The organism is Thiomicrorhabdus marina (genome assembly GCF_017571465.1).
In the GTDB taxonomy this organism is placed as follows: Bacteria; Pseudomonadota; Gammaproteobacteria; order Thiomicrospirales; family Thiomicrospiraceae; genus Thiomicrorhabdus; species Thiomicrorhabdus marina.
Map to the genome: position 1 here is coordinate 135,261 of NZ_JAGETV010000007.1, position 14,848 is coordinate 150,108.

Here is a 14,848-nt window from a genome sequence, read left to right on the forward strand (position 1 = left end):
TCAATCGGCTTAAGCCGCTTCGAGCCCAACTTCTAGGCGTTGAATTTCTTTGCGTAAATGTTTGATTGATGGCGTAACCAGAATCACAAAATAAGCTTCGCGCCATTTGCGTTGTGCGGTGGCATCGACGATATAACCTTTGGCGCCGGCATGTTGCATTACCGAGTCTGCTGAGCGTTTGGTGATTTCCGCACCTAGTAGACGGGCTTCCAAAATTGTGCGGAAGAAGTCATCGCCCGGTGTGTAAATCTGGCCAGCAAGCTGTTCAATCAGTTCCAGTGCATCGTCGAGTTCTTCTTGTAACTCTTCCGGTTTGTTATCCAGATATTGGTTGATGGCACTCAGCGATAAGTTCGATTTGTGCATATCATTAATCATGCCTTGAATAACGCCGGCCGCCATACCGGTTTGTAGCAGAACAAATCCGGCTTTGATTTTCTGTAGATAAGGTTTAACCGGATCGGCCAGTAGATATTTTTTCGGCAAGAAGGCGTCTTTAAAGAACATGGCATAAGTACCAGTACCTTCCATGCCGACAAATTCCACTTGTTGTTTTAGAGTGAAGCCTTCCAGGTCACAAGGAATAATCGCCATGACATCGCGCAGCGTATTGCCTTCTTCATCAACCACATGGAAAACCGAACCGAAAAAATGCTCGGATGAGTCAGGTGCTAGGTTTGATACCCAAGGCAGTGAGCCATTGATGATATAACCGTCTTCGGTTTCTACAGCGCTCAGTTTTAGCGGTTCGATACCGGCAAAATATTTCATCGGGTTCGATAGGCTGGTCGCACCGAAAGCTTCGCCGTTAATCATTTTTGGCAGAATATTCTCTTTTAACCAAGGGTTGTCCGAATTTTCGATATACCAACAGCACACGACATGTGCCCACATCATAAAGCCGGTCGACATACACTCTTCGGAAACCTGTGCCATATTTTGAATGGTTTTGAATAGGTCTAATTCTGTACCGCTGACTGATGGTGCAATTTCCGTGTAAGCACCGGCTTTACCTAATTCGGCAAGCACTTCAGTGGTGTATTCACCATGGTCGATTGATAGGGTTAAAGGTTTAAGTGTTTTTTCGATAACTTGAGATAGCATTTTATTCTCCTAAAGCAAAGTGTCGAATAAGTCCTGAATGTGCTGTGCCAGAGCTCATTAAAGGCGTATTCGGCACTTCCTTAAATTGCCGTGCCGCCAATTTGACGGCACAAGCAAGTGAGGCTGATTACATTAGTTCAGCTTTAACTGGTACTGGGTTGATGTAAGTGTTAGCAACCGGAGACCATTTAGTCGCGTGTTTTACTAGATCGTCTAGTTGTTCGCGAGTTGCGTCTGGTGATTCAACGTCGTAGAAAGCACGTACTTCACGCACACCTAGAACTTTCTCAGGATCAACGTCGCCTGTACCCCAAACTGCAGTAATGTTGATGTCTGCTTCTAGGTTTACTTCTAGTTTAGTAAGGGTGATGCCACGCGCAGTTGCGTTTGCTTGGATACCTACTGAAAGGCATGAACCTAAAGAAAGTAGCGCCATTTCTGAAGGGTTTGGCGCAGTGTCTTCACCTAGTAGTCCTGGTGGTTCGTCAACAACGATTGGGTCAAGACCACGGATGTAGTTAAGGTTTTTGAACTGACCTTCAAGCACGGTTTTCGATTTAAGCGTCTTGATTTGATTTGGATCTGCTTTACCCGCTTCACCTAGTTTCGTTAGGCCGTCGCTATCGATAGGACGTAGGCATGATGGTACATATACTTCTTGAGCTTCAGACATGTTATTTCTCCTAAAACAATCTGTTTACTTAAATAAATTTTTAATCACGAAGATATTTCGTTGTTGAAATATGCTGGGTATATAGCTTCAGAGATACCAGTTTTTTAAAAGTCATTTAAAATCAAAGTGTTAGTTGTTTTTATGGGCTTTTCCTGGTTACAAAGTCGTACAATTGTTTGCAAATGTAAGAATGGTTTTTTAAATTGTTAAACAATGTATGACAATGTTTTATGGGGGATATTGTTTTGTTAGGACGGTGTTATTTAAAGGTTAATAAAATCAATGGGTTATAAAATTCGTTAAAAATTGGCATAACTTATGCAAGTAACTAAAAGCTTTTAACAAATTGTTTAAATTTATCCAAAAATTTATCTAAGGAGAGTCCCTAATGATGACTAAAGTAGAAATGACTGAAGCGATTGTATTGGCTAAATCAGAAAAAAGTGTGGGCTGGGCGGATATCGCCGTGGCTTCAGGTTTGAGCGAGGTTTACACTACCTCAGCGTGTTTAGGTATGAATCACCTGGATAAAGAGCCGGCGGAAAAGGTTGCTGAATTTTTAGGGTTGGGCGCGGAAGTGGTGACAGCGCTACAGGCATTCCCGCATAAGAGTTGGGATCAAATTGTACCAACTGATCCACTGATTTACCGTCTGTATGAATTGGTAGGCGTTTATGGTCCGACAATGAAAGAAGTAATCCATGAAAAATTCGGTGACGGGATTATGAGTGCGATTGATTTCTCGATGGATATTGATAAAGAAGAAAATCCAGCCGGTGATCGTGTGGTGATTACTCTGAACGGTAAGTTCCTGCCTTATAAGGCTTGGTAAGCTTAGAGAAATCGATACAAGTTTTTGAACAAGAAAATGCCTGCTGATTTGCAGGCATTTTACGTTATGCAGAAGGTAAATATGAGTCGTGAACCAGTTGTTAAAAATGGCGTGGTCTCGGTGCCAAGTAATTACTCGGTTGCCGAGTCGATGAATCGCATCGAGAAGACAATTATCGGAATGGGTTTGAATGTTTTTGCACGTATTAATCATTCTGTCGGAGCCGCTAAAATCGATATGCCATTGCGGCCGACGGAATTGATTTTATTCGGCAGCCCGCAGGGTGGAACACCCTATATGCAAATGGAGCAAACGATTGGTTTAGACCTGCCGTTGAAACTTTTGGCTTGGGAGAGTGAAAGTGGTCAAGTCTGGCTAAGTTATAACGATGTCGAATACCTTAAGCAGCGCCATCATGTTGCAGGTGAAAATTTGCCGCCATTAAACCTTGTTATTGAGAAGCTACTCTCAGGGGCTTTAAGTTAGCTGGCCGTCATGGTCTTGCAAGTCCGTTTTTTGTTTTCAGTGGGTTTGGTAAAATTACTTAATTTTCAAGCGAGTTTTTAAATTCATATTTATTGATTTTAAATTTCTTTAATTTCGAGTTCAGGGTGGTTGGGTTGATTTGTAAAGATTCACTGGCGCTGCCTGTGCCGAACACCTTGCCCTGACTAAGCTTTAAAGCTTTCAGCAGGTTTTCATGTTCAAGTTGCTTTAGTTTTGGGTAGCTTAGTACTTCATTAAATTCTTGATTTTGTTTGCTATCAATCGGAGGGGCTTGAAGTTCAAGATCGTTTAGTTCAAAGCTGAGTTGTTGTTGAGAAATAATGACCGCTCGCTCGATGACATGTACTAATTCTCGAATATTGCCGGGCCATTGATAAGCCTGCAGTGCTTGGATGTGTTTGACCTTGAGTTGCAGTTGCGGCTTATGATGCTTTTGACACATGCGAGTTAAGAAATGTTCGGCCAGTATCGGCACATCTTCAAGGCGTTCGCGTAGAGGTGGTGATTCAATCGGGAAGACATTTAAGCGAAAGTACAGGTCTTCTCGAAAGCGTTTTTGTTGAATCTCATGCAGTAAATCACGGTTGGTAGCAGCGATTATGCGCACATTTACCTTGCGGGTTTTGGTGTCTCCGATTCGTTCGAATTGCTGTTCCTGTAAAACACGCAGTAGTTTGCTCTGAAGTTCTATTGGAATCTCGCCGACTTCGTCTAAAAAAAGGGTACCGCCATCCGCCAGTTCAAAACGACCAATGCGGTCATTGATGGCGCCGGTAAAGGCGCCTTTGGTATGTCCGAAAAATTCGCTCTCGAAAAGGTCTTTAGGGATGGATGCGCAGTTAACTCGAATCATCGGGCGGTCTTTGCGTTCGCTGTGGTCGTGAATAGCTTGTGCAATCAGTTCTTTACCTGTGCCGGATTCGCCGGTAATGAGTACATTGGCGTTTGTATGGCTGACCATGGCGATTTTCTGAGTGATTTTGTGAACCTTGTGGCTGCGACCGATAATTTGGCTGAAGTGGTGTTCTTGCTTGTAGTTTTCAATCAGATATTGATTTTCTTGTTCCAGTTTCTGTTTGAGTTGTTTGACTTCTTCAAGTGCGTCTTGCACTTTCTGTTCGGATTTTTTGCGCTCGCTGATGTCACGAAATACGATAACTGCACCGAGAATTTCACCGTTTTCGATAAGCGGTGTGCTGGTGTATTCGACCGGAATTGCCGAGCCGTCTTTACGCCAGAAGTATTCATTGGTGACACGTTTGGTAACCCCGTCGTGCAGGGCTGAATAGATGTGGCATTCGGTACTGTGATAATGGCTGCCGTCACAGTGACTGTGGTGGATTAAATCATGCATGCTTTGGCCGAGCATTTCGCTGGCTCGCCAGCCGAGAAGGGTTTCTGCTGTTGGGTTAACGAAGGTGGTCAGGCCTTTGCTGTCTAAGCCGTAAACCCCTTCGCCGACCGCATTCAATATCAAGCTGTTAGTCTGCTCGAATTCGCGGAAAAAAGTTTGGATGGTTTGCCAGTGTGCTAGACCTTGGCGTTGCAGATAATCGGCTTCGCTAATGGTTTGTTGTTGTTTAAGCTGTTGTAGTGGAATCAGTCCGAGAATAAGCAAATGTGGTTGCTGTTGGATTAGTTTACCGGTCGTGCGAACCTGAATTTCTTGGTCTTGAATCTGTAGATGCAGTTCGTTGCTCCAAGCTTCGCCTTTGTGCTGAACTTCTTCAGTGAACACGACAAAGTTTGACCAATTTTTCCCTAGAAAGCGCTTTATGTCGGTGTTTGTGATTGAGTGTAGTTTTTTGTTTTCTTGCAGGAGTTCGCGCGCTTTTTGATTGGCGAGCAGGATGTGTCCGTTATTTGTGTCGATAACCAACATTGCTTCTGGGCTGTTGGCGAAAAATAAAGGTTCCGAATTATCCATTATAAAGTCCGATTTTATTAGGCCGGTATAGGTCGAAGTTTTTCAATTCACTGGTGTTTTTATTAACTACTAAATTTCATAGTTGGCTAAACGAAAAATCATAAAACTATGAGTTTTCATGGTTTAGAGTGAGTTTTGTTTAACCTGAAAAATCTTTGTAAATCATTTGGTTATCTATTTGGTTTGTGTTTGGCACGGGCTCTGCTCTTAGGGAAGTTACTCATACTGTTAAGTTCTCCTAAAACTTATAGCACCTGAAAATTTGATCCTGAAAAAAGAGGGAATGCCAATGTCGTTTAAAAGCCTTAGTGATCCATTCGATGCCAGCAAAAGTTTGCTCCATAAATCCGATTGCGACTGCCCGATGTGCCAGCTTGAAAAAAGCCAGCCGCATTTGAGTGCGCGTGATAAACAAGAATCCATAGAGCATTCACTCCAACAAAAACTAGACCAACAAAGCTATTCGCAACACAAAAAAATCATTTCACCGGCGGAAGCGGCTTTGCAGAGCCAAGAAGAGATTATTGATCGAGCGGTGGAAAGTGCGGTTGTACGTTCGGTATTCGGTCACAACGATATGAGTCGACGTTCGTTTTTGAGCATGATTGGTGCAGGTACGACCGCAGCGGTGCTTGGCTCGGTTTTCCCGATGGAAGAGGCCAAAGCGGCGATTAAAGAAACCATGGGGCTTGGGCCGCTAGAAAAGAAAAAACTCAATATCGGTTTTGTGCCGATTACCTGCGCAACGCCGATTATTATGGCGCACCCGATGGGTTTCTATGAGAAGAACGGTCTGGATGTTGATGTTATCAAAACAGCCGGCTGGGCGGTGGCACGTGATAAGTCGCTCGCCAAAGAATATGATGCTTCTCATATGTTGACGCCGATGCCATTGGCGATGTCGATGGGCGCGGGTTCAACTGCGAAACCGTTTATTATGCCGACGGTTGAAAACATTAATGGTCAGGCGATTGTTCTGCACAACGACCATAAAGACAAGCGTGATCCAAAAGATTGGAAAGGTTTTAAGTTCGGGGTGCCGTTCGAGTATTCCATGCATAACTTCCTGCTTCGCTATTATGTTGCCGAGCACGGTCTTGATCCTGATAAAGATATTCAAATTCGTGTGGTGCCGCCACCGGAAATGGTCGCTAACCTGCGTGCCGGTAACTTGGACGGTTATCTGTCTCCTGACCCATTCAACCAGCGTGCAGTTTGGGAAAAAGTCGGCTTTATTCACACCTTGACCAAAGACATTTGGGAAGGCCATCCATGCTGTGCTTTCGCCTGTTCGAAAGAGTTCGCGGTGCAGAATCCAAATACTTACGGTGCACTGTTGCGTTCGATTATCGATGCCACTGAATATTCCGCTAAGCAGGAAAATCGTAAAGAGATTGCCGAGGCGATTTCGCCGAAAAACTACCTTAACCAGCCGGTGCCGGTGGTGCAACAAGTCTTAACAGGACGTTATGCGGATGGGCTGGGTAGTGTGATGGATGTGCCGGATCGTATCGATTTCGACCCGTTCCCATGGCATTCGATGGGTGTATGGATTCTGACGCAGATGAAGCGCTGGGGTTATATCAAAGGCGATATTGATTATCAGAAGATTGCCGAAGAGGTGTATACCGCAGCCGAAACCGGTCGCGTTATGAAAGAGTTGGGTTATGAGCCACCGGCGAAAACCTACGAGAATTACACCATTATGGGCAAAGAGTTCGATTACACCCAGCCGGAAGCTTATATCGATAGCTTTGCCATCAAACGTTCTTAATCGTAAAAGGAAAGCACTATGTTGAATTCGCTTAGAGTTAAATCAACGCTGCTTTCCATCATTCTTCTGGTTCTGTTACTGGGTATCTGGGAAGGCGCAAATCAAGCGCCTGCCGATAGCAAGCCGCTAACGGAATATGAATTGTTGATGGGGGGCGCTTCTCAGGAAGCACGTGTGCCGCCGCCTTCGGATGTAATTGCTTTGGGGTGGAAAGAGTTAAGTGACCCGTTTTATGATGCTGGGCCAAATGACAAAGGAATTGGTATTCAGCTTGGTTACTCGATTTATCGGGTTTTGGTCGGCTTCTTTCTGGCCGCTTTGATTGCCATTCCCATCGGTTTTTTGATTGGTATGTCGCCATTGATGTACAACGCTCTGAACCCGTTCATTCAGGTGTTGCGTCCAATTTCTCCGTTAGCGTGGATGCCGTTGGCACTGTTTATCATTAAAGATTCCGAAGTCTCGGCGATTTTCGTCATCTTTATCTGTTCCATCTGGCCGATGTTGATTAACACCGCTTTTGGTGTCGCCAATGTTCGTAAGGACTGGATTAACGTTGCTCGAACACATCAGCTAACGCCGATTCAAACCGCATTGCAAGTGATTCTTCCTGCAGCAGCCCCGACTATTTTAACTGGTATGCGCATCTCTATCGGGATTGCTTGGTTGGTTATCGTTGCGGCGGAAATGCTGGTTGGTGGCACCGGTATCGGTTACTACGTCTGGAATGAGTGGAATAACCTTGACCTGTCGAGCGTGATTTTCTCAATCTTTATGATTGGCGTTATCGGCATGATTTTGGATTTATTGCTGGCTTATGCGGCGCGTTGGGTCGAGTACCAAGAATAAAGGAGTGATGATGAGTCATCCGTTTCTCGAAATTGAAAATTTAAAGAAAAGCTATCCGGGCAAGGAAAAAGGCCAAGAGTTTGTGGTCTTTGAAGGCGCTAATTTCACCATCGACAAGGGTGAGTTTGTTTGTGTTATCGGTCACTCGGGTTGTGGGAAATCGACCATCCTTAATATTCTTGCCGGCTTAGATGAAGCCTCGGACGGCTTTGTGTTTATGCACGGCAAGGATATTTCCGGACCGAGTTTGGAGCGTGGTGTGGTTTTCCAAAACTACAGTCTTTTACCATGGCGTACTGCCTTGCAGAATGTAGCGTTTGGTGTCAAGGCGCGTTGGCCGAAATGGAGTAAAGAGCAAGTCACCGATCACAGTTTGAAGTACTTGGAATTGGTTGGTTTGAAAGATGCCGAACATCGCAAACCGTCACAACTTTCCGGCGGTATGCGCCAAAGGGTGAGTATTGCGCGTGCTTTCGCTACCCAGCCACAGTTGTTGTTGATGGATGAACCGTTCGGTGCTTTGGATGCTCTAACGCGCGGTGTCATTCAAGAAGAACTCATCAAAATCTGGGGCGAGACCAAACAGACCGTTTTTATGATTACCCATGATGTTGACGAAGCGATTCTGCTTTCCGACCGTATTCTGCTGATGACCAACGGTCCACATGCGCGCGTTGCCGAGTCGGTTAAGGTTTCTATCGACCGTCCTCGCAAACGTAGCGATATTGTCCACCATCCGGATTACTACAAAATCCGTAACCACTTGGTCGATTTCTTAGTCAACCGTTCCAATGAAGAAAATACTGTACCGTTGCATTCTCAAGAGAGCGCTACGCCGGTGGAAGTCGATTTAGCCAGTTAATTATTGGTGCTAACGTTATTTTGAATAAAAGGAGTGACATTATGTCTGATTCAATCTTAGTCAATACGGCGCATCTGGAATCGCTTATCGCCAGTGAGCCAGTCGTTATTGTCGATACGCGTTCACCGGAAGCCTATGAACAAGGGCATATTCCGGGGGCAGTCAATATTCATGATATTTTTACTTTCTTGGCGACCTCGACACCAGAGGGCTTGGATGAGTTGAAAGGCAAGTTTGCCGAAGTGTTTGGTGCTGTCGGATTGTCCGGCGCGGAAACCGCTGTGTTGTATGAAGATGCGATGGATACCGGTTTTGGGCAGTCTTGTCGTGGTTATTTTCTATTGAGTTATCTGGGTTATGACAAGGTGAAAATCCTGCATGGTGGTTTTCAAGCATGGAAAGCGGAAGGGTATAAGGTCAGTCTCGAAACCGTTACGCCGACAGCGGTGGAATTCCCTCTGAAAGATACCGGTTCCGAATTAATGATTGATAAAGATGCTGTGCTGGCCGCTCTTGGTACCGATACGGTTCTACTTGATGTTCGTGATGTCGATGAATGGATTGCGGAAAGCTCTTCGCCATACGGTAAGGACTTCTGTCCACGTAAAGGCCGTTTGCCAGGTGCGGTGTGGATTGAGTGGTATCGAATGATGAAACCAGGCATTGTGCCGCTGTTTAAATCAACTGAAGAAATTTTGGCCGAGTGTCTGACCGCCGGTATCAAAAAAGACACGCCGGTTTATCTATATTGCTTTAAAGGTGCGCGTGCTTCAAATACTCTGGTAGCATTGAAAGAAGCCGGCATTGAAAATGTCAAAATGTACTTCGGCTCTTGGAATGAATGGTCGCGCGACCCTGAATTGCCAATTGAAGAAGGATTCCCTGCTTAAATCGAAGGCGTAATCCGTCTTTGTTCTTTGTATGACTCGGCTTCTTAGCCGAGTTTTTAGTTCCGTAAAAAGGTTTATAGATGATTGAATCGGTTCTTTTCACTTCATTGCATACGATTGCCGCTGTCCTTTGGGTTGGCGGTATTTTTCTGGTTTATAAAGTCTTCCGTCCGACTGCCATCGAGCAACTTGAGCCGCCGCAACGACTGCAGATGTTCCTTGGTGTTTTTGACCGTTTCTTCCCTTGGGTTTGGGTTTTTATCGCGGCCTTAGTGGTGTCCGGTTATTGGGATTGGTACAGCCGTTTAGGTGGCATCGCGGATGCGAGTCTGTATATGCACCTGATGCATATTATTGGCTGGATAATGATTGTGTTGTTCGCGTGGCTGTATTTTGTCGCTTACAAACAGTTTAAAACTGCCGTGCAAAACAAAGAGTTTCCTGTCGCTGGGGCAGTCTTGAATGACAAAATGCGTCCTGTTATCGTGATTAACCTTGCGCTTGGTATTCTTGAAGCGGTTATCGGCGCTTCCGGGCCATATTGGGTTCTTTAGCTTCTTAGAGAGCGTTACATGGTGTTGTTTAATCGTTACTTAATTTTGTTGTTTTTGTTTTTTTCGGTTCAGGTTTCGGCTCAGACATTTAAAGACATTGCTTACGGTACGGATGATAAGCAAACACTGGATATTTATGTTCCTGATGTTAATCCTCCTGTCGACGGTTTTCCGGTGCATGTGTTTGTGCATGGCGGGGCATGGAATATTGGCGATAAAAGTACGGTCAAACTCCGCCATGCAACTGCTTATAACAAGCAGAATATTATTCTGCTATCGGTCAATTACCGTTTAGCACCGGATAATAAGTTCCCAGATTTTGTCGAAGATATTGCGCTCGCTTCGGCTTGGATTCATCGAAATATTGGTCGTTATGGTGGAAATCAAAACGCTATGTTGCTGTCTGGGCATTCTGCCGGTGCACACATGGTTGCCTTGGTTGGCATAGCTCCAAAATATCTACAGGCACAAAATCTCTCTTTGGCTATGTGGCAGGCCGTCGTGCCGGTCGATACTGCCAGCTTTGATTTAATAAAAAAGCAAGAGGGAGCCGGCGCGCGCTTAGTCGAGCGAATGAAATCTAAAGCTTTTGGTGATTCGCCGCAGGTTCTAAGAGAAGCGTCGCCGCTTTATCAAGTCCAAGCTAATAGTGCTGTCGCACCTTTTTATCTATATGCAACCGCGGAACGACAAGATGCGGTGCAAGCTAATTTTCAGTTGGCCGAAAAACTACGTCGCAATGGTTATCAAGCGCAAGTCAGAGCTTTGGGCGGCGATCTGTCGCATGCAGATATGCGTAAGTTGATTTTTGATTCAGACAGCGAGATTTTTCAACGTATTGTCAGTTTGTTGAAATAGAACAAAAATTCCCGCGGAGCGCGGGAATTAAATCAGATAGGTTGAGAGAGGAGCGTCTGAATTATTCGCCTGATAGATTCAGATCTTTGATGATATAAAGATGGTTATAATCGACGGTATTACTGTCTAGCATCTTCTGTTCAAGTTCGCCACCGGTAGACCAAGTTGCAAAGTCATCGTCATTGATTACGCCAAGGGTGTTATTGTCAATGACCCATAGCCCTTCCATTTTGTCGTGTGGGTATTGCACTTCGGCAACCATATCGACAACCAATGATTTACGAGCTGGTTCGATTCCGGCATCAGCTAGTGTGGTCCACCCTGAATTCAGTACGACTTCTTCTAAGGTGCTGCCGTTGAGCAGTAAACCAAAATCAGAGTCTTGGGTAAATTCTGCCGAATTTGCTATTTCTTCAAGGTTGGTCGCGGTGCTTAGGTCAATGCGATAGACGTTTTTCTGTGCATCCGGTGCTGCTGCGGCTTCTCCGCTAGGTCCACCAAATAGGAAGGCGCCGTCGCGTTCGATAATAAGGAATTCGTTATTGCTCAGTGCAACGATTTCTGAATTTGAGTTTTGCGCTTGATCTTGTTTATAGAGATATTGTCCAATGGTTCCGTCTGTAAGGTTTACCGTCACAATACGGGTGATATCCAAATTTTTCACTGCGCTACTTGGGTTGTACATAGTAGATTGCATAATCCCGACCAGAGTGGTTTCATCTGGCGTAATCGCTAAGCCTTCCATGCCACGGTTAGCTCGACGATTTGCGTATTCGGCTGGAAGTTGGAAGGTGTTGCGTGCGTCAGCAAAAGGGTTGATGCGACCAATTTCAACACCGTCGGCATCAAAGTGCACCATATGTGGGCCATATTCATCCGACACCCAGAAAGTTCCATCGCTTAACGCGACTAGGCCTTCTCCATCTAGACCATAATCATCCAGTTTCAACGGATTGCTAGCCTCGTCGTAAGGTTGAGTTGGGTCGACCAGAATTGGCGAACCATCTGCATTGTATGGGGTTTCGCCGGTTCCGCCTAAGTCAGAAGTATTTGGAAGTCCGGTAATCAACGTTCCGTCTGGACGTTTCATTAGAATTTCTTTAACTAGGCTGATACTGCCGCCCTGCCCAAGTTTGAAGAGGCCAATACGAGAAGTGTAGTCAGGAGTTGGGAATTTTTTGCCGGTACCGTAATTGCCAGTAAATGAAGCATTAGGTCCGCGGTCAGTCATGGCGTAGAACATGCTTGAATCGGTCGGGTGAGCAGTCATTGCTGAGCCAAAGCCGCCATTGCGAACTTCAAATGTTTGCTGAGTGTTTTGGTCGATTAAATCACTACGCAGCACTTTGTAAGGCAGTGCAGATCCTTCAGCAGGGAAGGATTCGATAAGGGTGGTATTGTCATCTTCACAACCGCTTAACAGGCTAGTAGAAAAGATGGAGGCGATGATTAACGAGCGTTTAAACATCTTAATTCCTTTTAAATAAATGAATAATTCGTGCAATAAGTTAACTGGTAGTACTGAAATTTTTATGACGGAAATAAGATGGTTTTGTGAATCTAACTACCAATTTTATTGGACTTGGAAGCTTGGCAATAATTACGGTTTAGAGTTGTAATCATTTTTACCAATTAGAGTCAAAAGCCTGTAACTATTTAAGGGACGGATTTGACTAAACTTTTTGCAAAGTTTTTGCAGGAGTGGGTCGTGCGAGTTTGTCTTTTTACCGATACTTTGGGTGATTTAAACGGGGTGTCACGCTTTATTCAGGATATGGGGGAATTGGCGATAGGCGAGGGTTGGCAATTGACCTTGATTACCTCGACTAAAAAGCCGTTACCGTCGTTGGATAATCTTCGCAATTTACCATACAGAACCCGAATAGCGATGCCGTTTTATCAAGAGTTAGATTTGGTTTGGCCGTCACGAAAAGCGATTCGTGCAACCTTGCAAGAGTTACAGCCGGATCTTGTGCATATTTCCACTCCGGGACCGGTCGGTTGGTTGGCGAAGTTGGAGGCTGAAAAACTGGGTTTTCCTCTGATTGGCACTTACCACACCGATTTTCCAGCGTATATTTATGACTTAACCGGCAGTCATTTCTTTAAGCGCCGAACCGACAAGGTGATGGCAAAATTCTATCGACCTTTTCGCAAGGTTCTGTCACGCTCATTGACCTATACCGAAGTGATGGCGAATGATTTGCAGTTGCCGGCTGATAAGATGGCGGTGATTTATCCGGGTACCAATCAACAGAAATTCAATCACGACCATCGTAATCCGCAAATTTGGCAGGCCTTTGGTCTCAATCCAAATCGCTTGAAGGTGTTGTATGTCGGGCGGATTAACATTGAAAAGAATATCCCATTCTTGTGTGAGCTTTGGCAGCAATTGCAAGCCGAGTATCCGCAGCTTGAGGCGGATTTGGTGATGGTGGGTGAAGGTCGCTATCGCAAATGGACTGATAAAATGCGTCCGCATCACGGTTATTTTCTCGGGCCGGTAGTCGGTGAAAAGCTCTCGCAGCTCTATGCATCATCGGATTTGTTTGTGTTCCCGTCGGTAACCGATACGCTTGGTCAGGTAATAATGGAAGCGCAAGCCAGCGGTTTAGGTTGTTTGGTGAGTGATGTCGGTGGGCCACAGAGCTTGATTGTGCCTGAGCAAACCGGTCGGGTGTTGCCTGCCAACCGAAACGACTATTGGTTGTCGGCATTGCAAGAGCTATTACAAAATTCCGAGCTACGCGAAACATGGCAGAAAAATGCGCCACGACATATGCAGCAATATGACATTCGCGATTCCTATGCGGACTTCAAACGGGTGCACCAACAGGCTTTGGTTACAAACTAGCGTACTCTTGACTACAATAGCCTGAAAATCTCCTGTTGGAAGTGTGCTTTGCTATCTCTATGTTGTCCTAAATTACTGGCTAATCGTAAAGGCGAAACCTATGCGATGACGCTGACGCTGTTAGAATCCGGTTTTCCGATTTTTGCAGCGGTGAGCGTTGCTGCACTGGGTTCTTTATATGCTTATTTCTATAGTTTACTGTTTGCTAGCATTGCTTTACTGATTTGGTGGGGCGGGCAAGGGCGTTGGGTTGAGTTAAAGAAGCGAGCAGCCTATAAACCCTTGCTGATGACCAGTCTTTTTATCACCGGTTTATATATTTGTCTGTTTCTTGCCTTGCACTACACCAGTGCCGCTAATGTCGCGCTGATTTTGTTTTTGCAGGTGCTATTCGGTTTCCTTTTTTTAGGCCATAAAAAAGAGGAACAGCTTGGTAAGTATTCCTTGCTGGGCGCACTGTTGATGATGGTTGGCGCGATGGTTGTGGTCTTTCCCGGTGAAGTGAAAATTAATATCGGCGATGGCTTAGCGTTACTGGCAGCGATGTTGGCACCTTTGGCAAACCTGTATCAGAAGCAGGCACGATTGCATCTTTCTAGTCAGAGTATTTTGATGGTGCGTTCCGTGATCGCTCTGCCGTTTGTGTTATTGCTAGCGTGGCTACTTGAACCGTCGCCGAGCTTTCAGCAAGTTATCGAGCAATTCTGGCCGTTATTGTTTGTCGGTGTGTTGATCTTAGTGTTGTCGAAAGTGTTATGGATTGAAGCGATTCACCTGCTGCCAATTACGACGGTTAGTGCGTTTTTTGCTTTTACGCCTTTATTGACCATGCTATGGAGTGATTGGTTTTTAGAGCAACCCCCTGCTTGGTATCAATGGCTAGGAGCAATGCCGATAATCCTCGGTAGTATTTTATTAACTCGTACATTGCCGGTTAAGGAAACGCAGAACAAGTCCACATGACCTCAGGCAAAGTAAAATTTAGGCTAAGCAAGGCATCTGTTTGCGGTCATGTCTAGACCTAGCAAAAACAGATAACACCGCTTAGACAAATTTCACAAAGCCCCTGTGGGCGAGGTTTTGAAGAGTAACTTCGTTGTTAGCGCTCTCAACCATAGCTAAGGCTATGCTTATCAAACGCTGCCTAGAATTTATCTCTTCAAA

The 14,848-nt window shown here is 45.1% G+C and carries 14 protein-coding genes; 10 read left to right on the plus strand and 4 right to left on the minus strand.

Annotation, left to right across the window (positions count from 1 at the left end; all coding sequences use genetic code 11):
* Window positions 1-9: 9 nt before the first annotated feature.
* Both J3998_RS06095 and J3998_RS06100 read right to left on the minus strand, forming a co-directional pair.
* A complete protein-coding gene (locus J3998_RS06095; protein WP_208148589.1) occupies window positions 10-1,104 on the minus strand; it encodes an acyl-CoA dehydrogenase family protein in 1,095 nt (364 codons plus the stop codon).
* A gap of 127 nt (window positions 1,105-1,231) precedes the next feature.
* On the minus strand, window positions 1,232-1,777 hold the full coding sequence (locus J3998_RS06100; RefSeq protein ID WP_208148590.1) for an OsmC family protein: 546 nt from the start codon (window positions 1,775-1,777) through the stop codon (window positions 1,232-1,234).
* A gap of 388 nt (window positions 1,778-2,165) precedes the next feature.
* Between J3998_RS06100 and cynS the strand changes: the two genes are divergently transcribed.
* A complete protein-coding gene (gene cynS / locus J3998_RS06105; RefSeq protein WP_208148591.1) occupies window positions 2,166-2,609 on the plus strand; it encodes a cyanase in 444 nt (147 codons plus the stop codon).
* A gap of 81 nt (window positions 2,610-2,690) precedes the next feature.
* Window positions 2,691-3,095 (plus strand): DUF302 domain-containing protein, encoded by a 405-nt coding sequence (locus J3998_RS06110; protein ID WP_208148592.1) that lies wholly within the window; start codon window positions 2,691-2,693, stop codon window positions 3,093-3,095.
* A gap of 58 nt (window positions 3,096-3,153) precedes the next feature.
* Here J3998_RS06110 and J3998_RS06115 read toward each other — a convergent pair whose 3' ends face one another.
* Window positions 3,154-5,043 (minus strand): sigma 54-interacting transcriptional regulator, encoded by a 1,890-nt coding sequence (locus J3998_RS06115; protein WP_208148593.1) that lies wholly within the window; start codon window positions 5,041-5,043, stop codon window positions 3,154-3,156.
* Between the two features lie 289 nt (window positions 5,044-5,332).
* Between J3998_RS06115 and J3998_RS06120 the strand changes: the two genes are divergently transcribed.
* The 6 genes from J3998_RS06120 to J3998_RS06145 all read left to right on the plus strand — a co-directional run bounded on the left by J3998_RS06120 (window position 5,333) and on the right by J3998_RS06145 (window position 10,830).
* Window positions 5,333-6,817, plus strand: coding sequence for a CmpA/NrtA family ABC transporter substrate-binding protein (locus J3998_RS06120; protein ID WP_208148594.1), 1,485 nt, complete (start codon window positions 5,333-5,335; stop codon window positions 6,815-6,817).
* An 18-nt stretch (window positions 6,818-6,835) separates the two neighbouring features.
* Complete coding sequence (ntrB, locus tag J3998_RS06125) at window positions 6,836-7,666, plus strand: nitrate ABC transporter permease (protein WP_243750616.1); 831 nt, start codon at window positions 6,836-6,838, stop codon at window positions 7,664-7,666.
* A gap of 10 nt (window positions 7,667-7,676) precedes the next feature.
* A complete protein-coding gene (locus tag J3998_RS06130; RefSeq protein WP_208148595.1) occupies window positions 7,677-8,528 on the plus strand; it encodes an ABC transporter ATP-binding protein in 852 nt (283 codons plus the stop codon).
* Window positions 8,529-8,569: 41 nt separating this feature from the next.
* Window positions 8,570-9,418: a sulfurtransferase gene (locus J3998_RS06135; RefSeq protein ID WP_208148596.1), complete on the plus strand. Its 849-nt coding sequence runs from the start codon at window positions 8,570-8,572 to the stop codon at window positions 9,416-9,418.
* 80 nt (window positions 9,419-9,498) lie between these two features.
* Window positions 9,499-9,972 carry a CopD family protein gene (locus tag J3998_RS06140; RefSeq protein ID WP_208148597.1) on the plus strand — a complete coding sequence of 158 codons (474 nt, stop codon included), beginning with the start codon at window positions 9,499-9,501 and terminating at the stop codon, window positions 9,970-9,972.
* 18 nt (window positions 9,973-9,990) lie between these two features.
* Window positions 9,991-10,830, plus strand: a complete 840-nt coding sequence (locus tag J3998_RS06145; protein WP_208148598.1) for an alpha/beta hydrolase — start codon at window positions 9,991-9,993, stop codon at window positions 10,828-10,830.
* Between the two features lie 61 nt (window positions 10,831-10,891).
* Here J3998_RS06145 and J3998_RS06150 read toward each other — a convergent pair whose 3' ends face one another.
* On the minus strand, window positions 10,892-12,298 hold the full coding sequence (locus J3998_RS06150; RefSeq protein ID WP_208148599.1) for an esterase-like activity of phytase family protein: 1,407 nt from the start codon (window positions 12,296-12,298) through the stop codon (window positions 10,892-10,894).
* A gap of 240 nt (window positions 12,299-12,538) precedes the next feature.
* Here J3998_RS06150 and J3998_RS06155 point away from each other — a divergent pair, with 240 nt between their 5' ends.
* Together J3998_RS06155 and J3998_RS06160 are read left to right on the plus strand one after the other, a co-directional pair.
* On the plus strand, window positions 12,539-13,684 hold the full coding sequence (locus tag J3998_RS06155) for a glycosyltransferase (RefSeq protein ID WP_208148600.1): 1,146 nt from the start codon (window positions 12,539-12,541) through the stop codon (window positions 13,682-13,684).
* Window positions 13,685-13,732: 48 nt separating this feature from the next.
* On the plus strand, window positions 13,733-14,647 hold the full coding sequence (locus J3998_RS06160; protein WP_243750617.1) for a DMT family transporter: 915 nt from the start codon (window positions 13,733-13,735) through the stop codon (window positions 14,645-14,647).
* Window positions 14,648-14,848 lie beyond the last annotated feature (201 nt).